Annotated in this window: 16 protein-coding genes; 10 read left to right on the top strand and 6 right to left on the bottom strand. The window is 72.1% G+C overall.

What is annotated here, in order from left to right:
* Positions 1-33: 33 nt before the first annotated feature.
* Positions 34-957, bottom strand: coding sequence for a proteasome assembly chaperone family protein (locus ID804_RS06175; RefSeq protein WP_169078130.1), 924 nt, complete (start codon positions 955-957; stop codon positions 34-36).
* 150 nt (positions 958-1,107) lie between these two features.
* On the opposite strand from ID804_RS06175, the gene ID804_RS06170 reads away from it, so the two are divergent.
* From ID804_RS06170 to sucB, 3 genes are all read left to right on the top strand, one after another.
* Entirely contained in the window at positions 1,108-2,598 is a 1,491-nt protein-coding gene (locus ID804_RS06170) for a leucyl aminopeptidase (protein ID WP_169078128.1), read from the top strand.
* A 94-nt stretch (positions 2,599-2,692) separates the two neighbouring features.
* Positions 2,693-4,066 carry a dihydrolipoyl dehydrogenase gene (gene lpdA, locus ID804_RS06165; protein ID WP_169078126.1) on the top strand — a complete coding sequence of 458 codons (1,374 nt, stop codon included), beginning with the start codon at positions 2,693-2,695 and terminating at the stop codon, positions 4,064-4,066.
* A 46-nt stretch (positions 4,067-4,112) separates the two neighbouring features.
* Positions 4,113-5,642 (top strand): 2-oxoglutarate dehydrogenase, E2 component, dihydrolipoamide succinyltransferase, encoded by a 1,530-nt coding sequence (gene sucB / locus ID804_RS06160; RefSeq protein WP_169078124.1) that lies wholly within the window; start codon positions 4,113-4,115, stop codon positions 5,640-5,642.
* Here the strand turns inward: sucB and ID804_RS06155 are convergent.
* Positions 5,639-7,153 carry a serine/threonine-protein kinase gene (locus tag ID804_RS06155; RefSeq protein ID WP_169078122.1) on the bottom strand — a complete coding sequence of 505 codons (1,515 nt, stop codon included), beginning with the start codon at positions 7,151-7,153 and terminating at the stop codon, positions 5,639-5,641. The genes sucB and ID804_RS06155 overlap by 4 nt on opposite strands.
* Positions 7,154-7,358: 205 nt before the next feature.
* Here ID804_RS06155 and ID804_RS06150 point away from each other — a divergent pair, with 205 nt between their 5' ends.
* On the top strand, positions 7,359-8,075 hold the full coding sequence (locus ID804_RS06150) for a DUF4191 domain-containing protein (RefSeq protein WP_169078120.1): 717 nt from the start codon (positions 7,359-7,361) through the stop codon (positions 8,073-8,075).
* Positions 8,076-8,096: 21 nt separating this feature from the next.
* On the opposite strand, the gene ID804_RS06145 is transcribed toward ID804_RS06150, so the two are convergent.
* Positions 8,097-8,501 carry an RDD family protein gene (locus tag ID804_RS06145; protein ID WP_169078118.1) on the bottom strand — a complete coding sequence of 135 codons (405 nt, stop codon included), beginning with the start codon at positions 8,499-8,501 and terminating at the stop codon, positions 8,097-8,099.
* A 94-nt stretch (positions 8,502-8,595) separates the two neighbouring features.
* Between ID804_RS06145 and lipB the strand changes: the two genes are divergently transcribed.
* The 3 genes from lipB to glnA all read left to right on the top strand — a co-directional run bounded on the left by lipB (position 8,596) and on the right by glnA (position 11,846).
* Positions 8,596-9,261 (top strand): lipoyl(octanoyl) transferase LipB, encoded by a 666-nt coding sequence (gene lipB / locus ID804_RS06140; RefSeq protein WP_169078116.1) that lies wholly within the window; start codon positions 8,596-8,598, stop codon positions 9,259-9,261.
* Positions 9,258-10,277 (top strand): lipoyl synthase, encoded by a 1,020-nt coding sequence (gene lipA, locus ID804_RS06135; RefSeq protein ID WP_169078113.1) that lies wholly within the window; start codon positions 9,258-9,260, stop codon positions 10,275-10,277. The genes lipB and lipA overlap by 4 nt, the downstream gene beginning before the upstream one ends.
* 144 nt (positions 10,278-10,421) lie before the next feature.
* Positions 10,422-11,846: a type I glutamate--ammonia ligase gene (glnA, locus tag ID804_RS06130; protein ID WP_169078111.1), complete on the top strand. Its 1,425-nt coding sequence runs from the start codon at positions 10,422-10,424 to the stop codon at positions 11,844-11,846.
* A gap of 132 nt (positions 11,847-11,978) precedes the next feature.
* Here glnA and ID804_RS06125 read toward each other — a convergent pair whose 3' ends face one another.
* Together ID804_RS06125 and ID804_RS06120 are read right to left on the bottom strand one after the other, a co-directional pair.
* A complete protein-coding gene (locus ID804_RS06125) occupies positions 11,979-14,897 on the bottom strand; it encodes a bifunctional [glutamine synthetase] adenylyltransferase/[glutamine synthetase]-adenylyl-L-tyrosine phosphorylase (RefSeq protein WP_169078109.1) in 2,919 nt (972 codons plus the stop codon).
* A gap of 28 nt (positions 14,898-14,925) precedes the next feature.
* Positions 14,926-16,263, bottom strand: a complete 1,338-nt coding sequence (locus ID804_RS06120) for a glutamine synthetase family protein (protein WP_169078107.1) — start codon at positions 16,261-16,263, stop codon at positions 14,926-14,928.
* Between the two features lie 56 nt (positions 16,264-16,319).
* Here ID804_RS06120 and ID804_RS06115 point away from each other — a divergent pair, with 56 nt between their 5' ends.
* Both ID804_RS06115 and panB read left to right on the top strand, forming a co-directional pair.
* Entirely contained in the window at positions 16,320-18,059 is a 1,740-nt protein-coding gene (locus ID804_RS06115; RefSeq protein ID WP_169078105.1) for an NAD+ synthase, read from the top strand.
* A gap of 30 nt (positions 18,060-18,089) precedes the next feature.
* Complete coding sequence (panB, locus tag ID804_RS06110) at positions 18,090-18,941, top strand: 3-methyl-2-oxobutanoate hydroxymethyltransferase (RefSeq protein WP_169078103.1); 852 nt, start codon at positions 18,090-18,092, stop codon at positions 18,939-18,941.
* 10 nt (positions 18,942-18,951) lie between these two features.
* Here the strand turns inward: panB and ID804_RS06105 are convergent, their stop codons facing one another.
* Positions 18,952-19,137 (bottom strand): methionine aminopeptidase, encoded by a 186-nt coding sequence (locus tag ID804_RS06105; protein ID WP_169078101.1) that lies wholly within the window; start codon positions 19,135-19,137, stop codon positions 18,952-18,954.
* A 33-nt stretch (positions 19,138-19,170) separates the two neighbouring features.
* Here ID804_RS06105 and map point away from each other — a divergent pair, with 33 nt between their 5' ends.
* On the top strand, positions 19,171-20,037 hold the full coding sequence (map, locus tag ID804_RS06100; RefSeq protein ID WP_169078099.1) for a type I methionyl aminopeptidase: 867 nt from the start codon (positions 19,171-19,173) through the stop codon (positions 20,035-20,037).
* Positions 20,038-20,053 lie beyond the last annotated feature (16 nt).

Genomic DNA, 20,053 nt, shown 5'->3' with positions numbered 1-20,053 from the left:
GCCTAGGGCGCGGACTGGCGGGGTCGAGCGGGGCTAGACGATCGGGTCGTCGTCGGCGCTGCGGCGGATCGCGAGGAACTTCTCGAGCTCCGCCGCGATGGCGTCGGCGGAGGGCAGCTCGCCGTCCTCGTCGGTGAGGGGCGACCGCAGAGGGTTGTCCTCCATGTAACTGTCGTGGCGCTCCTCGAGCGTGCCCACGAGCCGCGCGAGCTCGGCGTTGCCCTCGACCTGCGTCTCGATCTTGCCGAGGAACTCGCGCCCCTCCTCGCGCAGGCGATCGGTCGGGAAGAGCAGCCCGGTCGCCGCCGTGATGCTCTCGAGCGCGGTCACCGCGGCGAACGGGAACTCGGTGTCGGCGAGGTAGTGCGGCACGAGCAGCACGAAGCCCGCGGTGGGGTGACCGGCCTGCTGGAGGCGGTACTCCAGCAGATGCAGCACGTTGCCCGGCACTTGCGTGCGGGGCCGCCAGATGGAGAAGCCCTCGATGAGCTCGTCGCGGTTGCCGCTCACCGTGACGCCGATCGGCCGCGTGTGCGGCACGGGCATGGGGATGGCGTGCACCCACGTGGTCGAGGAGACCTCGAACCGCTCGACGATGTCGAGCACGGCGCGCGCGAAGCCCTCCCACGCGAAGTCGGGCTCGTAGCCGGTCAGCAGCAGGAACGGAGCGCCGAGCTCGTCGGTGGCGAGCCGGAGAGCGAGGGTGGGGATCGTGTACTCGGTGATCCGCGTCTCGTCGAAGTAGAGCACCGGCCGCCGCGCCCGCCAGTCGAGCAGCTCGTCGTTGTCGAACACGACCACGTCGCGGTGCTCGAGCGTGGAGAGCAGGTACTCGGTCACCTGGCCGACGGCGGTGCCCGCATCGGCGAAGCCCGTGAGCCCGGCGACGAGCGGGAGGCCGCGCGGCACCTCGTGATCCGCCATCACGACGGAGTAGAGGGAGGAGGGTTCGCGCATGGCTCCATGGTAGGTCGGGCTCGCACCCGCACCGGGGCGGGCGGCACCTGCCGAGAGCGAACAGCGCGGCGACGCAGGGTGGCGCGCGACGAGCCGGCGCACCGGCACGGCGCCCGGAGGCCGCTGAGCGGGCGCGGCTACGATCGCCGCATGACCCCTCCCGCGCTCTCCACCTCCTCCGTGCTCGCCGCCGATCTCGACACCGACGTGCTCGTCGTGGGGGTCCGGAAGACACCGGACGGCCCGCGCCTGGCCGGGCCTGCGGCGGAAGCGCTCGCGCCCCTCGAGGCGCTGCTGCCCTCGCTGGGCATCACCGGTGCGGCGGACGAGACCTCGCGTCAGCTCGCCCCGGAGAGCGTGGCGGCGGCGACCATCCTGCTCGTCGGGCTCGGAGCGGAGCCCACGGTCGACGCGCTGCGCAGCGCAGCCGGCACCGCCGCGAGGGTCGTCAGCGGAGCATCCCGCCTCGCGGTCGCCCTGCCCGCCGACGACGCCGCCGCGGTGCAGGCGATCGCCGAGGGAGCCGCTCTCGGCGCCTACCGCTTCACGGCCTATCGGTCGCAGGAGTCGACGACCGGGATCGAGGAGGTCGTCGTCGCGACCGCCGTCGAGGGGGCGGATGCCGCGATCGAGCGGGCGCGCGTGCTCGCCGACGCCGTGGGCGCGGTGCGCGATCTCGTCAGCACTCCCCCGAACGACCTCTACCCGGAGAGCTTCGCGACCCGCGCGCGCGACCTTGCCGACGGCCTGCCGCTCACGGTGCAGGAGTGGGACGTGCCCGCGCTGCGCGAGGGCGGCTTCGGCGGCATCCTCGGCGTCGGCCAGGGGTCGTCTCGGCCGCCGCGGCTCGTGGCCGTGCGCTACGCGCCGGAGGGCGCCGAGCGGCACCTCGCCCTGGTCGGCAAGGGCATCACCTTCGACTCCGGGGGGCTGTCGCTCAAGCCCGCCGCCTCGATGGTCGGCATGAAGTACGACATGACCGGCGCCGCCTCGGTGCTCGCCGTCGTCGTCGCCGCCGCGCGACTGCGGCTGCCGATCCGCCTCACCGCGTGGCTGTGCCTGGCCGAGAATCTGCCGTCGTCGACCGCGATGCGCCCCAACGACGTGCTCACCATCCGCGGCGGCACGACCGTGGAGGTGCTCAACACCGACGCGGAGGGTCGACTTGTCCTCGCCGACGGGCTCGTGGCCGCGAGCGAAGAGCATCCGGATGCGATCGTCGACGTCGCGACGCTCACCGGCGCCGCTCGCGTGGCGCTCGGCGACCGCTACGCCGCCGTCATGGGCGACGACGACCTCGTGAGCGAGGTGCAGCGCTCCGCTGCGGAGACCGGTGAGCTCGTCTGGCCGATGCCGCTGCCGAGCGATCTGCGCACGATCATCCAGAGCGACGTGGCCGATATCGCCAACGCCAAGCCGGGCAACACCGCGGCGGGAATGCTGCTCGCCGGCGTCTTCCTGCAGGAGTTCATCGGACGGGTCGGCGACGAGGCGGATGCGCGGCGGATTCCCTGGGCTCACCTCGACATCGCGGGGCCCGCCAACAACGGGGGCTCGGGCTACGGCTGGACCCCGAAGGGACCGAGCGGCGTGACCGTGCGAATGCTGGTGAGGCTCGCCGAGCGGCTCGCCGGTCAGTAGTAGGCTCGACGGGGCGCGCTCGCGTGCCGCCACTGCAGGCCGACTGCCACCGCCTAGATCGGCCTCCGCTCGAATCCTCAAGGGAGTCACCTCGGTGTCGGAACACACTTTTGACCTCGTCATCCTCGGTGCCGGCAGCGGCGGCTACGCCGCCGCGCTGCGGGCCAGCCAGCTCGGCATGACCGTCGGCCTGATCGAGAAGAGCAAGGTCGGGGGCACCTGCCTCCACGTCGGCTGCATCCCCACCAAGGCGCTGCTGCACGCCGCCGAGGTCGCCGACGCCGCGCGCGACTCGGCGAAGTTCGGGGTGCGCGCCACCCTCGAGGGCATCGACGTGCCGGCGGTCACCGCGTACCGCGAGGGCATCATCGCGAGCAAGTACAAGGGCCTGCAGGGCCTCATCAAGGCGCGCGGCATCACGACGATCGAGGGCGAGGGCCGTCTGACCTCCCCGACCACCGTGCAGGTCGGCGAGCACACCATCGTCGGCAAGAACGTCGTGCTCGCGACCGGGTCGTACTCGCGCTCGCTGCCCGGCCTCGAGATCGGCGGCCGCGTCATCACTTCGGAGCAGGCGCTCCAGCTCGACTACGTGCCCAAGAAGGTCGCCGTGCTCGGCGGCGGCGTCATCGGCGTCGAGTTCTCCAGCGTGTGGCGCTCGTGGGGCTCGGAGGTCGTCATCATCGAGGCGCTCCCCCACCTCGTCCCGAACGAGGACGAGGCGATCTCGAAGCAGTTCGAGCGCGCATACCGCAAGCGCGGCATCGACTTCAAGCTCGGCGTCCGCTTCCAGGGCGTCACGCAGGACGACAACGGCGTGGTCGTGACGCTCGAGAGCGGCGAGACGATCGAGGCCGACCTCCTGCTCGTCGCGGTGGGGCGCGGCCCCGCGACGGCCAACCTCGGCTTCGAGGAGGTCGGCGTCGCCATGGAGCGCGGCTTCGTGCTCACCGACGAGCGCCTGCGCACGAACATCCCCGGCGTCTACGCCGTCGGCGACATCGTGCCCGGCCTGCAGCTGGCCCACCGCGGCTTCCAGCACGGCATCTTCGTCGCCGAGGAGATCGCGGGCCTCAACCCCGTCGTCATCAGCGACGTCAACATCCCCAAGGTCACCTACAGCGAGCCCGAAGTGGCCTCGATCGGTCTGACCGAGGCGAAGGCGAAGGAGCAGTACGGCGAGGCGCAGATCGCTTCGTACGACTACAACCTGGCCGGCAACGGCAAGAGCCACATCCTCGAGACCTCGGGCGTCATCAAGGTCATCCGCGTCGTCGACGGCCCCGTCGTCGGCGTGCACATGATCGGCGCCCGCGTCGGCGAGCTCATCGGCGAGGCGCAGCTCGCGGTGAACTGGGATGCGCACCCCGAGGACATCGCCCCGCTGCTCCACGCCCACCCCACTCAGAACGAGGCCCTCGGCGAGGCGTTCCTCGCGCTCGCGGGCAAGCCGCTGCACGGCATCTGACCGACCCCAAGCCGACCGAACACAGGTTTCAGAAGGAGCACCACTGATGAGCGAATCCGTCAACCTCCCGGCGCTCGGCGAGAGCGTCACCGAGGGCACGGTCACCCGCTGGCTGAAGAACGTGGGCGACCGCGTCGAGGTCGACGAGCCGCTGCTCGAGGTCTCGACCGACAAGGTCGACACCGAGATCCCGTCGCCCGTCGCGGGAGTCGTGGAGGAGATCCTCGTCGCCGAGGACGAGACCGTCGAGGTCGGCACCCCGCTGGTGCGCATCGGCGACGGCAGCGGTGCTGCGGCGCCCACCGCCGACGCGGCCCCCGCGGAGCAGCCCGTTTCCGAGCAGCCCGCAACGTCTGAGCAGCCGGCAGCCGCGCAGCCCGCTCCCGCTGAGCAGCCTGCTCCTGCTGAGCAGCCCGCTCCGGCGCCCGCAGCGGTTGAGCAGCCGGCCCCCGCCGAGCAGCCGGCCGCGGCTCCGCAGCCGGAGCCCGTCGCCCAGCCCGCAGCGGAGGCCGAGCAGTCGACCCCCGCGCCGGAGGCAGCCGTCGCCGCACCGGCGGCCGTCGCCCCCGCTCCTGAGCAGACCGCGCTGGCGCCCGCCGGCGCGCCGGCGACGCCCGCCGCCGCGCCGGCGACGCCCGCGGCTGCTCCGGCTGCGCCGTCGGTGCCCGCCGCCGAGGGCAACGCAGGCTACATCACCCCCATCGTGCGCAAGCTCGCGCAGGAGAAGGGCGTCGACCTCGCCGGCGTGACCGGCACGGGCGTCGGCGGTCGCATCCGCAAGCAGGACGTGCTCGCCGCCGCCGAGGCACGAGGCGGCGCTGCTCCCGCCGCTGCGCCGCGACCGGCCGCCGAGGTGTCGCCGCTGCGCGGCACGACGGCGCAGATGTCGCGCCTGCGGAAGGTCATCGCCGAGCGCGCGGTGGCGTCGATGCAGTCGACCGCGCAGCTCACGACCGTCGTCGAGGTCGACGTGACGAAGGTCGCGGCCCTGCGCTCGGCCGTCAAGGACGAGTTCCAGAAGGCGACCGGCGTCAAGCTGTCGTTCCTGCCGTTCTTCGCCAAGGCCGCGACCGAGGCGCTGCGCGCGTTCCCGATCATCAACGCCACGGTCGACGGCGACTCGATCGTCTACCCCGAGACGGAGAACCTCTCGATCGCGGTCGACACCGAGCGCGGCCTGCTCACCCCCGTCGTGCGCGACGCGGGTGACAAGTCGATCGCCCAGCTCGCCCAGGACATCGCCGACCTCGCTGCGCGCACGCGCGACAACCAGCTGAAGCCGGACGAGCTGGCGGGCGGCACCTTCACGCTCACGAACACGGGCTCGCGCGGCGCGCTGTTCGACACCCCCGTGGTGTTCCTGCCGCAGGTCGCCATCCTCGGCACGGGCGTCGTCGTGAAGAAGCCGGCCGTCGTCACCGTTGACGGCGTGGACGCCATCGCCATCCGGTCGACGGTCTACCTGGCGCTGTCGTACGACCACCGCATCGTCGACGGCGCTGACGCGGCCCGCTTCCTCAGCACCGTGAAGGCGCGCCTGGAGGAGGCCGACTTCGACGGCGACCTCGGCATCTAGTCCGAGCCTCCCGGCAGCACCGCGCGAACGCGCCATCCGGCCTCGCTCCTCATCACGAGGAGCGAGGCCGTCGCCGTCTCCGCCTCCCGCAGCTCGATGACCGCCGCACCGCCCTGCCGATCGACCACGAGCACATCACGAGCACCCGCGGCCCACGCCGCGAGCGTCGCCGTCGCGATCGAACCGTCGGATGCTCCGCCCTCCAGCTCCGCGCGAGCGACGGAGCCCGACTGCGTGGTCGCCGATGTGCACGCGGGCGTCGGCTCGGCGGCGCAGGCAACCCAGCGATCGACGAGCGATCCGGCGATCAGCGGCCACTCCTCCGGAGCCGGGTCGGGCAGGCGCTCCGGGGCATCCGTCGCAGGGTCGAGCGCCGGATCCGCGTCCGACGCCGACGCGCTCGTGGGCGCGGTCGCAGGCGTCGCGTCGCTCGAGCCCGGTGCATCGGCGCCGCCGGCCTCGTCGGTGACCGTCAGCGCGATCGCCGCCACGAGCGCGAGCACGCCGCCCAGTCCGGCGAGCAGGACCCCGCGCCGCGGACGCTGCACCCCGCGCGCCCGCGAGCGGAGCGCATCAGCCGTGCGCCCGAGTGCGCTCCGAACCGTCGTGAGCAGCGCATCCACGGGCTGCAGGAGCCCGGACGGAAGACCCAGCTGCCGGCCGCCACGGTCGAGGGAGCCCGGCACCGGCGACGGGACGGACGGAACCTCCTCGCCGCCCAGCCCCGGCGCGCGAAGCGCCTCGAGCGACCCGCTCGCGCGGCGCCCCGTCGAGGGGTCCGCGGCCGGACTCGGATCCGACGCGACTGCCGCGCCCGGTGTCGGCGATGACGCGCCGGCGCGCGAGCGGCGCACGAGCTCGGCGAGCGACAACGGTGCCGCGCAGTCGAACAGCGCGGTCTCCAGCCGAGCCGGCGACCCCTCCGCCCCCGCGATCGCCTCCTCGACGGCGTCGCGCTCGAAGAGATCGACGAGGGAGGCGAGCGAGCGCGCGAACTGCTCGAGCGTCCGTCGATCCTCCAGGATGCCCGGCTCGCGCTCGCGGAAGCGCTCCGGCAGCGGCGCGCCCGCTGTGGCCCGAGCGAGACCGACGACGACGGGCGCCCCCGTGGCGTCGAGTCGCACGCTCCGGTCGTCAAGTCGGCCGAGCGCGACGCCGCACTCGTGGGCGTGCTCCAGCAGTGCCGCGATCGGCGCGAGGAGCGTCGTAAGGTGCCCCGCCCGCAGCGCACCGGGCGCGGGGAGCACGTGGCGCACCCGAGGGCCGAGCACCGCGCGGAGGATCGCGATCGGACGCTCGCCCGGCCCGGTCGCGACGTCCAGGAGCTCGGGGACGTGCGGGCCGCGGAGCCGCTCCCGAGCGGCGAGCTCGGCGTCGATGCGCTCGTCGCTCGCAGCCTCGCGGAACGCCCGCAGGACCACCGGTTCCTCGTCGCCGCGCGCCAGCCACGTCACCGCGACGTCGTCGGCCGCCAGCCTCCGCACGAGTCGGAACCCCGCGAGCTCGGTCACCGTCGACCCCGCGCCGGGGCCCCCGAGCGACGTCGTCGGAGCTGCGAAGGCTGGTGCGGGATGGGGCGGGGAGGTCTCGGTGGCCCGGGGCATGCTGCCGAGCATCCCCGGAAGAATGCCCGCGGCGCCGCGCAGCGTCGCGTCCTGGGGAGAACCCCCGGCGCAGCCGAAGAGGGGAGGCGTCGCGGGGCTCTACAGTGGAGGCATGGCCCGCTCGACTGCACCCTCCCCCGCCAAGCCCGCCAAGGAACCCGGTCGCATGAAGCAGCTCTGGCAGGTGCTGCGCATGACCGTGCGGGCCGACCGCGCGGCGCTGTGGCTCATGCTCGCGGGCCTCGTACTGCCGATCGTCGCGAGCGTCGTGCTCGCCATCACGCTCTCGGCCGACAACGTCATCGGCGCGGTGCTCTGGGTCATCACGGGCGTGCTCGCGGGCATCCTGCTCTTCCTCATCGTGCTGGGCCGCCGAGCCGAGCGCGTGGCCTACCGCCAGATCTCCGGGCAGCCGGGCGCGGTCGGCGCGGTGCTCAAGAGCTCGCTGCGGCGCGCGTGGCAGGCGAGCGAGATGCCCGTCGCGGTCACGAAGTCGCAGGACGCCGTCTACCGCGCCGTCGGCAAGCCCGGCGTCGTGCTCATCGGCGAGGGCCCGCAGTCGCGCACGCGCCGCATGCTCGAAGAGGAGCGCCGCAACGTCGCGCGCATCGTGCCCAACGTGCCCGTCCACCTGCTGCACGTCGGGCCCGACGCCGACAGCGTGCCGCTCGAGCGCCTGCCGAAGACCCTCAACAAGCTCAAGAAGACGATCACCAAGCCCGAGGTCTTCGCCGTCAGCAACCGGCTCAACTCGCTGACGAAGACCAGCTCGTTGCCGATCCCGAAGGGCATCGACCCCACGAAGGTGCGCGCCCCGAAGCCCCGCTGAGCGCGCGCGGCACCCGTCGCCTCAGCGGCGCAGCAGGATCGTGCGGACCGCGCGATCGTGCAGGCCGCGCTGGTCGGCGTCGACGATGAACGCCGGCACGACGAGCGCGAGCAGGGCCGACCGCACGATCGGCGGCCAGATGCCGAGCCTGCCGCCTTCGATGCGCTGCAGGCGCAGGCCGACGATCGCATGGCCGATGGTCGCGTTGACGAGCACGAGCGGCACGATCTGCAGCGCGAGGAACAGCAGCAGCAGCGACAGCGTGGTGTAGCCGAAGAAGATCGCCGAGATCCCGGCGACGATCGCCCAGTCGATCGCGATCGCGGCGAGGCGCCGGCCGAGCCGGCCGATCGAGCGCGGCCCGGTCTCGGGAAGGCCCAGGCGCTGGCCGGGCCACTGCTGCGGAGGGGTCGTCGCGTCGGGCACGGCTCGATCCTAGGCGGGCGCGGCTGAGCGGCCGTGCGACGCAGGGCGAGCATCCCCGACCGGATGCTCACGACGGCGGGCGTACACTGGCGAGGTGATCGACTACGTCGACACGGGGCTAAGCGCCAACTCCGTGCCGTACCTGTCGGGTCTCGAGCAGCAGCGCGCGCTGCACGCTGCCGTCGTCGAGGGCCGGGCGCCTGATTCCGTGATGCTGCTCGAGCACGAGAGCGTCTACACCGCTGGCAAGCGCACGGAGCCGCACGAGCGGCCCGTCGACGGCTCCCCCGTGATCGACGTCGATCGCGGCGGCAAGATCACGTGGCACGGCCCCGGGCAGCTCGTGGGCTACCCGATCATCCGCCTCGCCGAGCCCGTCGACGTCGTCGCCTACGTGCGATGCCTCGAGGGGATGCTCATCGCCGTGCTCGAGGAGCTCGGCGTCGAGGGTGCCGAGCGCGTCGAGGGCCGCTCGGGCGTCTGGCTGCGCGGCACCGACAAGATCGCGGCGATCGGCATCCGGGTCGCGAGCGGCGTCACGATGCACGGCTTCGCCCTCAACTGCTCCAACGGCTTCGAGGCCTACGAGCGCATCGTCGCGTGCGGCCTCGCCGACGCGAGCGTCACGAGCGTCAGCCGCGAGCTCGGCCGCACCGTGACGCCCGCCGACGTCGCGCCCCTCATCCGGCGGCACTTCGCGCCGCTCGTCCACGCGCGCGTCGGCGTGCCCTCGCTCACGACCCAGGAAGTTCCCGCATGACCGCGCTCGACCCGACCACCACGAGCCCCACCCACCCCGGCGAGGGCCGCAAGCTGCTGCGCCTCGAGGTGCGCAACGCGCAGACCCCCATCGAGAAGAAGCCCGAGTGGATCAAGACGCGGGCGAAGATGGGCCCCGAGTACACGGGCCTGCGCCAGCTCGTCGGCGAGAAGCAGCTGCACACCGTGTGCCAGGAGGCCGGCTGCCCCAACATCTACGAGTGCTGGGAGGACCGCGAGGCCACCTTCCTCATCGGCGGCAGCCAGTGCACGCGCCGCTGCGACTTCTGCCAGATCGACACCGGCAAGCCCGCCGACTATGACACCGACGAGCCGCGTCGCGTGGCCGAGAGCGTGCGCGAGATGAACCTGCGCTACGCGACCGTCACGGGCGTCGCGCGCGACGACCTGCCCGACGGCGGCGCCTGGCTGCACGCCGAGACCGTGCGGCTCATCCACGAGCTCAACCCCGGCACGGGCGTGGAGATCCTGGCCACCGACTTCAACGGCGATCCGGCGCTGCTGCGCGAGGTCTTCGAGTCGCGGCCGGAGGTTTTCGCCCATAACGTCGAGACGGTGCCGCGCATCTTCAAGCGCATCCGGCCGGCGTTCCGGTACGAGCGCTCGCTCGACGTCATCACGCAGGCCCGCGACTTCGGACTCATCACGAAGTCGAACCTCATCCTCGGCATGGGCGAGACGCGCGAGGAGGTCAGCCAGGCGCTGCGCGACCTGCACGCCGCGGGCACCGACATCATCACGATCACCCAGTACCTGCGGCCGACGCCGCGCCACCACCCGATCGACCGCTGGGTCAAGCCGCAGGAGTTCGTCGAACTCAAGGCGGAGGCGGAGGAGATCGGGTTCCTCGGGGTGCTGGCCGGCCCCCTCGTGCGGTCCAGCTATCGCGCGGGCCGGCTGTGGGCGCAGTCGATGGTCGCCAAGGGGCGTGAGATCCCGGATGCCCTGCGCGGGCTCGCGGAGCCGAGCGCCGGCTTCGCCCAGGCCGTCGGCTGAGCATCCGTTCGCTGCTCGAACGACACCCGGGCCGGCGTAACATCCTCGAAACAATCGGGACACCGCAGGGAAACGCCTGCGCCGTAACGTCGGTCACGGTTGCGCTCGCAGCCGCTCGGCAACCCAACCCATGGAGACCATCGCATGTTCCGTGACTCTTCCGAGGTCCTGAAGTTCATCAAGGACACGGACGTCAAGTTCCTCGACATCCGCTTCACCGACCTGCCCGGCGTGCAGCAGCACTTCAACATCCCGGCCGCGAGCGTGGACGAGGACTTCTTCACCGTCGGGCAGCTCTTCGACGGCTCGTCGATCCGCGGCTTCCAGTCGATCCACGAGTCGGACCTCCAGCTCATCCCGGACGTCTCCACCGCCTTCGTCGACCCGTTCCGCACCGAGCGCACGCTCGTGATGCTCTTCGACATCTACAACCCCCGCAACGGCGAGATCTACGGCCGCGACCCGCGCCAGGTGGCCAAGAAGGCCGAGAAGTTCCTCGCCTCGACCGGCATCGCCGACACCGCCTTCTTCGCCCCCGAGGCGGAGTTCTACATCTTCGACGACGTGCGCTACGAGGTGAAGCAGAACAAGAGCTTCTACGAGGTCGACTCGAACGAGGCCGCCTGGAACACCGGTCGCGTCGAGGAGGGCGGCAACCTCGCCAACAAGACCCCCTTCAAGGGCGGCTACTTCCCCGTCTCGCCGGTCGACCAGCACGCCGACATGCGCGACGACATCGTCATGAAGCTCATGGAGGTGGGCCTGCAGGTCGAGCGCAGCCACCACGAGGTCGGCACCGCCGGTCAGGGCGAGATCAACTACAAGTTCGACACGATGGTGCACGCCGCCGACGACATCCTGAAGTTCAAGTACATCGTCAAGAACACCGCGCTCGAGTGGGGCCGCGTCGCCACCTTCATGCCGAAGCCGCTCATGGGCGACAACGGCTCGGGCATGCACACCCACCAGTCGCTGTGGAACGACGGCAAGCCGCTGTTCTACGACGAGGCCGGCTACGGCGGCCTGTCGGACATCGCTCGCTGGTACATCGGCGGCCTGCTCAAGCACGCCCCCTCGGTCATGGCGTTCACGAACCCCTCGGTCAACTCCTACCGCCGCCTGATCCCCGGCTTCGAGGCGCCGACGAACCTCGTCTACTCGGCGGGCAACCGCTCGGCGGCGATCCGCATCCCGATCACGGGCACGAACCCGAAGGCCAAGCGCATCGAGTTCCGCACCCCCGACGCCGCGAGCAACCCGTACCTGGCCTTCGCGGCGCAGATGATGGCCGGCATCGACGGCATCCTCAACAAGATCGAGCCGCACGAGCCGGTCGACAAGGACCTCTACGAGCTGCCCCCGGAGGAGGCCAAGACGATCCCCCAGGCGCCCTCCTCGCTCGAGGAGTCGCTGCGGGCCCTCGAGAACGATCACGACTTCCTGCTCGCGGGCGGCGTGTTCACGAAGGACCTCATCGAGACCTGGATCGACTACAAGCGCGAGAAGGAGCTCCTGCCGTTCGCGCAGCGCCCGCACCCGTTCGAGTACGAGCTGTACTTCTCGGTCTAGGCGCGCCCCGCACCGCCACCACAGCGCCCGAGGGCCGCGTCCGCTTCGCGCGGGTGCGGCCCTCGCGGCGTCTCCGGGGCGTCGAGGGGCGGATGCCCGGCGCGAGCCCGTCGCCCGTCGAGCCGCGCGTCCTCAGGCGCCGGGCGCGGCACCGTAGAAGCCGCGCTCAAACACCTGGCGGGCGAGCCGCGTGGTGCGCAGGTAGTCCTCCTCGAGCCGGGTGGCTCCCCCGGCGCCGTAGCGCATGAGGCGGGCGACGCCGTCGAGCTGCCGCCGGTCGGTGGGCAGCACGTCGGCGGTCTTGGCACTCCACAGCGTGATCGCCGATCGGGCTCGCGAGGCGATGAGCCATGCGTCGCGGAGTCGAGCCGCATCGGTCTCGGCGACGAGCCCGGCATCGACGGCGGCGGCAAGGGCCCCGAGGGTCGACGTCGTGCGCAGACCGGGGTGCCGCGCCGCGTGCTGCAGCTGCAGCAGCTGCACGAACCACTCGACGTCGCTCAGCGAACCGCGGCCGAGCTTGAGGTGGCGCGCGGGGTCGGCGGCCTGCGGCAGCCGCTCCGATTCGACGCGAGCCTTGATGCGGCGCACCTCACGGGCATCCGCCTCGCTCAGTGCCTCGGGGTAGCGCACGCCGTCGGCGAGCTCGGTGAAGTCGGCCGCGAGGGCGCCGTCGCCCGCGACGACGCTCGCGCGCAGCAGGGCCTGCGCCTCCCACGTGAGGGACCAGCGCGCGTAGTACGCCCGGTACGACTCGAGCGAGCGCACGATAACACCGTTCCGGCCCTCGGGCCGCAGGCCCGCATCGAGCTCGAAGGGCAGGCGCAGGTCTTCGGTCAGGCGCACGAGCTCGCGCACGACATGCTCGGCGCGCTGCTGCGCGCGTTCCGCCGCCCCGACGTCGCGGTAGACGTACATGACGTCGGCGTCGGAGCCGAAGCCGAGTTCGCTCCCGCCGTAGCGCCCCATGCCGACGATGGCGAACTCGATGCCGTCGGCGTCACGCCGCGCGAGCTCGAGCGCGCCTGTGAGGTACGTCGTCGTGATGTCGCTGAGCGCGGGCCCGAGCTCGTCGACCGTGATGATGTCGAGGATGCCCGCGAGGGCCGTGCGCAGCACCTCCCGGCGGCGGGCGGTCCGCAGCGCCTTCGCGGCGACCTCAGCGTCTCCGTCGTGCCGCGCAAGCGTCGCGCGGGTCTCCTCCAGCAGGGCCGCAAGCGGTCGCGGGCGCAGCTCCTCCTCGTTCTCGAGCCACGCAGCGCCCTCGGGGATCCGCTCGAACAGCCCGCCGACGTAGCGCGACGACGCGAGCACGCTCGTGAGCCGCTGCGCCGCACCGCTGGAGTCGCGCAGCATGCGCAGGAACCAGTACGCCTCACCCAGGTCGTCGCTGAGCCTCCGAAAGGCGAGCAGACCGTAGTCGGGGTCGGCGCCGTCGGCGAGCCACTGCAGGATGACCGGCAGCAGCGTGCGCTGGATCTGCGCGCTGCGCGAGACGCCCGAGGTGAGCGCGGCGATGTGATGCAGGGCGCCGCGCGGGTCGACGAAGCCGATCGCGCGCAGTCGCGCCTCGGCCTGCTCGCTCGTGAGCGCGAAGCCCTCCTCCGGCAGCGCCGCGACGGCCGAGAGCAGCGGCCGGTAGAAGAGCCGCTCGTGCAGGCTGCGCACGGCGAGCTTGGTCTGCTGCCAGCGCGCCGTGAGCTCGTCGGCGGTGGCGACGAGCCCGGTCGCGCGGGCGATGACGCGCAGTCGCTCGGGGTCGCGCGGCATGAGGTGCGTGCGCCGCAGCGCGTCGAGTTGCAGTCGGTGCTCGATGACGCGCAGCAGCCGGTAGTCGCTGGAGAACTCGGCCGCTTCGGCCCGCCCGATGTACCCGCGCTCGGCGAGGGCGGCGAGGGCGGCGATCGTCGAGCACTCGCGGACCGAGTCGTCGAGGTGGCCGTGCACGAGCTGCAGCAGCTGGATGGTGAACTCGACGTCGCGCAGCCCTCCCGGGCCGAGCTTGAGCTGGACATCCACCTCGTCGGCGGGGATGTGCGCCGTCACCCGCTCGCGCATCGCCTGCACCGACTCGACGAACCCCGCCCGCTGCGAGCTCTGCCAGACCAGGGGCGAGACGATCGCGAGGTAGTCGTCGCCGAGCTCGAGATCGCCCGCGACCGGCCGCGCCTTCAGCAGCGCCTGGAACTCCCAGTCCTTCGCCCAGCGCTCGTAGTAGGCGCGGTGCGAGTCAAGCGAGCGCACGAGTGCGCCGTCCTTGCCCTCGGGTCGCAGGTTCGCGTCGACCTCCCACAGCCCCGGCTCGACCGCCGGCTCCTGGATGCCTCTCGCCGTCGCCTGCGCCAGTCGCGTCGCGATCTCCACGGCCCGCGCCGTCTCCAGGCCGGAGGCGCCCTCGGCGACGTAGATCACGTCGACGTCGCTGAGGTAGTTGAGCTCGCTCGCCCCGCACTTGCCCATGCCGATGATCGCGAGTCGCGTGCGGGCGACGTCGTCGGCGGGGAACGTGCTCGCGCGGCGCGCGAGCTCGAGCGAGGCGTCGAGCGCGGCGCCGGCGAGATCGGCGAGGGCCGCACCGACGCGCGGCATCGCCTCGAGCGGGTCGGGGTGCTCGAGATCCCACACCGAGAGTCGCAGCAGGTGGTGGCGGTAGCGCACGCGCAGGGCGACGACGGCGGCATCGCCCTCGTGCCGGGCGACCGCCGCGCGCAGGTCGTCGCGGTACCCCTGCGCCGTCAGGGGCTCGGGCAGCGCGTCGCGCAGCGCCGTGAGCTCGCCGGGACGGCGGCGGAGGAACTCGGCCAGGCCGTCGCTCGCGCCGAGCGCGCGGAGCAGGCGCCGCGTCCAGCCCTCGTCGGCGAGGACGGCGACCACGGCATCCTCATGCTGCTCGTGCAGGCGCCGCAGCCACCGCAACGCGCGATCAGGGTCGGCGGCGAGCCCGAAGGCCTCGAGGTGCGGCTCGTAGCCGCCGAGCGCCTCGCGCGCCGCGCTGAGCTCGGTGAAGCCCAGACGCGCGAGCGCGGAGAGGCTCAGCGGTGAGGAGGGCATGGCGTGGTGGCGGCGCGGTGGGGCTCGGCTACAGGATCTCCAGGTTGCTGTCGAGCTCGTAGGGCGTCACCTGCGCGCGGTAGGCGGCCCAGTCGCGGCGCTTGTTGAGCAGCACGTAGTTGAAGACCTGTTCGCCGAGGGTCTCGGCTACGAGCTCGCTCTCCTCCATGAGACCCAGGGCGCGGTCGAGGCTCGAGGGTAGCGGCTGGTAGCCGAGGGCGCGGCGCTCGGTCTCGCTGAGCTCCCAGACGGTGTTCTCTGCCTCGGGCGGCAGCTCGTAGCCCTCTTCGATGCCCTTCAGGCCCGCGGCGAGCAGCAGCGAGAAGGCGAGGTAGGGGTTCGCCGCCGAATCCATACCGCGGTACTCGACGCGGGCGCTCTGGCCCTTGCCGGGCTTGTAGAGCGGCACGCGCACGAGGGCCGAGCGGTTGTTGTGGCCCCACGTGACGTAGCTGGGGGCCTCGTCGCCCGTCCACAGTCGCTTGTAGGAGTTGACGAACTGGTTGGTGACGGCGGTGATCTCCGGCGCGTGCTTCAGCAGGCCCGCGGCGAACTGCCGGCCGATCTTCGACAGCTGGTACTGGCCGGCGGGGTCGAAGAAGGCGTTCGTGTCGCCCTCGAAGAGCGACAGGTGCGTGTGCATGCCCGAACCGGGGTGCGCGGCCAGCGGCTTGGGCATGAACGTGGCGTAGACGCCCTGCTCGATCGCGACCTCCTTCACGACGGTGCGGAAGGTCATGATGTTGTCGGCCGTCGTGAGGGCGTCGGCGTAGCGCAGATCGATCTCGTTCTGGCCGGGGCCGGCCTCGTGGTGGCTGAACTCCACCGAGATGCCGAGATCCTCCAGCATGCGCACCGCGCGGCGCCGGAAGTCGTGCGCCGTGCCGCCTGGCACGTTGTCGAAGTAGCCGGCGGCGTCGACCGGCTGCGGGCCCTCGGGGCCGTACTTGCTGCTCTTCAGCAGGTAGAACTCGATCTCGGGGTGCGTGTAGAAGGTGAAGCCGCGCTCGGCGGCCTTCGCGAGCGTGCGCTTCAGCACGTGGCGCGGGTCGGCGGCGGCGGGCTGACCGTCGGGCGTCGTGATGTCGCAGAACATGCGCGCGGTCGGGTCGACCTCGCCGCGCCACGGCAGGATCTGGAAGGTCGTCGGGTCGGGGTGCGCGAGCACGTCGGCCTCGTAGGCGCGCGAGAAGCCCTCGATCGCCGAGCCGTCGAAGCCGAGCCCCTCGGCGAAGGCTCCCTCGACCTCGGCCGGGGCGACCGCGACCATCTTGAGGGTGCCGACGACGTCGGTGAACCACAGCCGCACGAACTTCACGCCGCGCTCCTCGATCGTGCGGAGAACGAAGTCGCGCTGCTTGTCCATGAAGCCCTCTCTGACCGGCGGAAGGGGCCCCAGGGCCCAGCGTTAGGCTACCGGCTATGCCCCGTCTCCGCTTGGCTCTCGGCCAGTCGAACCCCACCGTCGGAGACCTCCGCGGCAACGCCGAGCAGGTGCTCGCCGCGGCCCGCGAGGCTCACGCCGCGGGAGCCGATCTGCTCGCGCTCGGCGAGATGGCGCTCACCGGCTACCCCATCGAGGACCTCGCCTCGCGCCCCTCGTTCCTGGCCGCCGCGACGCGCGCCGTCGGCGAGCTCGCGACTCGGCTCGACGCCGAGGGCCTCGGCGAGCTCGTCGTCATCGTCGGCCACCCCGACGGCCCGCACGCCCCGCGCGAGCTCGGCACGTCGAACGCGCCGACCGCGATCGCGCAGAACGTCGCGAGCGTCCTCCACCGGGGCGAGGTGGTCGCCCGCTACGCCAAGCACCACCTGCCGAACTACTCGGTGTTCGACGAGTACCGGGTGTTCATCCCGGGCGACGAGCTGCTCGTGCTGCGCATCCGCGACATCGACGTCGCCCTCATCGTCTGCGAGGACCTGTGGCGCGACGGCGGCCCGGTCGGCCGCGTGCTCGAGGCCGACGCCGGCCTGCTCGTCGTCATCAACGCCTCGCCGTTCGAGCGCGACAAGGACGAGGTGCGGCTGCCGCTCGTCACGCGCCGCGCGGTCGAGACCGACACCGTCGTCGCCTACGTCAACATCGTCGGCGGGCAGGACGACCTCGTGTTCGACGGCGACAGCGTCGTCGTCGACGGCTCCGGCACGATCCTGGCCCGTGCGCCCCAGTTCCGGGAGCACCTGCTCGTCGTCGACGTGGATGCCGAGGCCGCCACCGACACGCCGCTGCCGCCGGCCGTCGCCCGCGTCGCGATCGCGAGCGCAGCATCCGCCGCCCCCGACCTGCCCGCCCTGCCGCGCGACGTCGCCGAGCTGCCCGACGACCGCGAGCAGATCTGGACCGCGCTCGTCACGGGCGTGCGCGACTACGTGGAGAAGAACGGCTTCCGCTCGGTGATCCTGGGGCTCTCGGGCGGCATCGACTCGGCCGTGTGCGCGGCGATCGCCGCCGACGCGCTCGGCGCCGACCGGGTGCACGGCGTGAGCATGCCGAGCCGGTGGAGCAGCGACCACAGCCGCTCCGACGCCGACGACCTCGCCGAGCGCCTCGGCCTGCAGTACTCGGTGGAGCCGATCGCCGACCTCGTCGCGCCCGTCGAGACGCAGCTCGCGCTCGACGGCGTCGCTGCCGAGAACCTGCAGGCGCGCATCCGGGCGATCATCCTCATGGGGCTGTCGAACATGCACGGGCACCTCGTGCTGACGACGGGCAACAAGACCGAGCTCGCGGTCGGCTACTCGACGATCTACGGCGACTCGGTCGGCGGGTTCGCCCCCATCAAGGACGTGCCGAAGACGCTCGTGTGGGAGCTTGCCCGCTGGCGCAACGAGCACGCCGGCTCGCGCGGCGAGACGCCGCCGATCCCGGAGAACTCGATCGCGAAGCCGCCGAGCGCCGAGCTGCGCCCCGGCCAGGTCGACCAAGACTCGCTGCCGCCGTACGAGCTGCTCGACGCCGTGCTCGAGGCCTACATCACGCGCCACCTCGGCAAGGACGACATCGTCGGGCTGGGCTACGACCACGACCTCGTGCACCGCATCACGGGCCTCGTCGATCGCGCCGAGTGGAAGCGCCGCCAGGGCGCGATCGGGCCCAAGATCTCGGGCATGGCGTTCGGTCGCGACCGGCGCCTGCCGATCACGTACCGGCCGACCGAGTGACGCGCATCCCCCGGGTCTAGGGTGGTGCGCATGGCTGAGCAGGCACTCAAGCGCGTCCGCACCCGGCACTTCGCCCGCGCGAAGGAGCAGGGCATCAAGATCACCGGTCTGACGTCGTACGACGTGCTGACGGCGCAGATCTTCGACGAGGCCGGCATCGACTTCCTGCTCGTCGGCGACTCGGCCGGCAACACCGTGCTCGGCTACGACACCACCCTGCCGGTCACGATCGACGACCTGATCCCGCTCACGCGCGGCGTCGTGCGCGGCGTCAAGCGCGCGCTCGTCGTCGCCGACATGCCCTTCGGCTCGTACGAGACGGGGCCCGACGAGGCTCTGCACACCGCGTTCCGGTTCATGAAGGAGACGGGGGCGCACGCCGTCAAGCTCGAGGGCGGGCGCCGCTCGGCCGAGCAGATCCGGCGCATCGTCTCGGCGGGCATCCCCGTCATGGGCCACATCGGCTTCACGCCGCAGAGCGAGCACGGGCTCGGCGGCCATGTCATCCAGGGCCGTGGCGAGGCCGCGGAGCTGCTGCTGGCCGACGCGAAGGCCGTCGAGGAGGCCGGGGCGTTCGCGGTCGTGCTCGAGATGGTGCCGGCCGAGGCCGCGCGTCGCGTGACGGAGGCGCTGAGCATCCCCACGATCTCGGTCGGCGGGGGGCCGCACTGCGACGGCCAGCTCGTCGTCTGGACCGACTGGGCGGGGCTGACGAGCGGCCGCCTGCCGAAGTTCGTGAAGCAGTACGCCAACCTCCGGCAGGTGCTGAAGGATGCTGCGCTCGCGTACCGCGCCGACGTCGAGTCGGGCGCCTACCCCGACGCCGAGCACTCGTACGAGGACGACACGGCCGAGCAGGCGCTGCAGGAGCGCGCGAACTGAGCCAGGCGGCTCAGCGCTCCTGCGCCTCCTCCTCGGCCCAGCGGCGGGCTCTCTCGCGCGCGATCTCGGGGGCCCGAGCAGCCTCCTCGCGGCTCGCGTACGGGCCGTCGCGGTCGGAGCCGAGGGACTGCGGCCCCTCCTCCACCTCGCCGGTGCGGTGGTTGTACCACCACTGCTGCTCGCGGTCGTCGGCCATGAGCCTCTCCCCTCGCTCGGTAGACTCGAGACTATGCCTCGCGACGCCTCCGGCCACCTCATCGCCGGGCGGCTCTCACCGCAGCGTCAGGTTCCGGCGGGCATCCCGCGCCCTCCCTACGTCGGCAAGGCGGCCCCGCCCCCGCACGTCGGCGGCGACGTCTACGACGCCGAGACGATCGAGCTCATCCGCGAGTCGGGCCGCATCGCCGCGCAGGCCGTCGAGGCCGTCGGCGCCGCGATCGCGCCGGGCGTGACGACCGACCAGCTCGACCGCATCGCGCACGAGTTCCTGCTCGACCACGGCGCCTACCCGTCGACGCTCGGCTACCGCGGCTTCCCGAAGTCGTGCTGCACGAGCCTCAACGAGGTCATCTGCCACGGCATCCCCGACGACACCGTCATCGCCGACGGCGACATCGTCAACATCGATATCACGGCCTTCAAGAACGGCGTGCACGGCGACCTCAACAAGACCTTCCTGGCCGGCGAGCCGAGCGAGGATGCCCGCCTGCTCGTCGAGCGCACGCAGGAGGCCCTCCACCGCGGCATCAGGGCCGTCGCGCCCGGGCGGCAGATCAACGTGATCGGCCGCGCGATCGAGGCGTACGCCAAGCGCTTCGGCTACGGCGTCGTGCGCGACTTCACGGGGCACGGCGTCGGGCGCTCGTTCCACTCCGGGCTCATCGTGCCGCACTACGACGCCGCGCCGCAGTTCGACACCGTCATGGAGGTCGGCATGGTCTTCACGATCGAACCCATGCTCACGCTCGGCACGATCGAGTGGGATCTCTGGCCCGACGACTGGACGGTCACGACGAAGGACAAGTCGCTGTCGGCCCAGTTCGAGCACACGCTCGTCGTCACCGAGCGCGGCGCCGAGATCCTCACTCTGCCCTGACACCTCTGCCCCGACA

This window comes from Microcella alkalica, from assembly GCF_014595885.1.
GTDB lineage: Bacteria > Actinomycetota > Actinomycetes > Actinomycetales > Microbacteriaceae > Microcella > Microcella alkaliphila_B.
This window is presented reverse-complemented; position numbering and strand designations above follow the sequence as displayed.

What these genes read in the sequence shown, in the direction of transcription:
- ID804_RS06175 (WP_169078130.1), bottom strand. Translation starts at nt 957, where the DNA reads ATGCGCGAACCCTCCTCCCTCTACTCCGTCGTGATGGCGGATCACGAG.
- ID804_RS06170 (WP_169078128.1), top strand. Translation starts at nt 1,108, where the DNA reads ATGACCCCTCCCGCGCTCTCCACCTCCTCCGTGCTCGCCGCCGATCTC.
- sucB (WP_169078124.1), top strand. Translation starts at nt 4,113, where the DNA reads ATGAGCGAATCCGTCAACCTCCCGGCGCTCGGCGAGAGCGTCACCGAG.
- ID804_RS06150 (WP_169078120.1), top strand. Translation starts at nt 7,359, where the DNA reads ATGGCCCGCTCGACTGCACCCTCCCCCGCCAAGCCCGCCAAGGAACCC.
- lipA (WP_169078113.1), top strand. Translation starts at nt 9,258, where the DNA reads ATGACCGCGCTCGACCCGACCACCACGAGCCCCACCCACCCCGGCGAG.
- glnA (WP_169078111.1), top strand. Translation starts at nt 10,422, where the DNA reads ATGTTCCGTGACTCTTCCGAGGTCCTGAAGTTCATCAAGGACACGGAC.
- ID804_RS06125 (WP_169078109.1), bottom strand. Translation starts at nt 14,897, where the DNA reads ATGCCCTCCTCACCGCTGAGCCTCTCCGCGCTCGCGCGTCTGGGCTTC.
- ID804_RS06120 (WP_169078107.1), bottom strand. Translation starts at nt 16,263, where the DNA reads ATGGACAAGCAGCGCGACTTCGTTCTCCGCACGATCGAGGAGCGCGGC.
- ID804_RS06115 (WP_169078105.1), top strand. Translation starts at nt 16,320, where the DNA reads ATGCCCCGTCTCCGCTTGGCTCTCGGCCAGTCGAACCCCACCGTCGGA.
- panB (WP_169078103.1), top strand. Translation starts at nt 18,090, where the DNA reads ATGGCTGAGCAGGCACTCAAGCGCGTCCGCACCCGGCACTTCGCCCGC.
- ID804_RS06105 (WP_169078101.1), bottom strand. Translation starts at nt 19,137, where the DNA reads ATGGCCGACGACCGCGAGCAGCAGTGGTGGTACAACCACCGCACCGGC.
- map (WP_169078099.1), top strand. Translation starts at nt 19,171, where the DNA reads ATGCCTCGCGACGCCTCCGGCCACCTCATCGCCGGGCGGCTCTCACCG.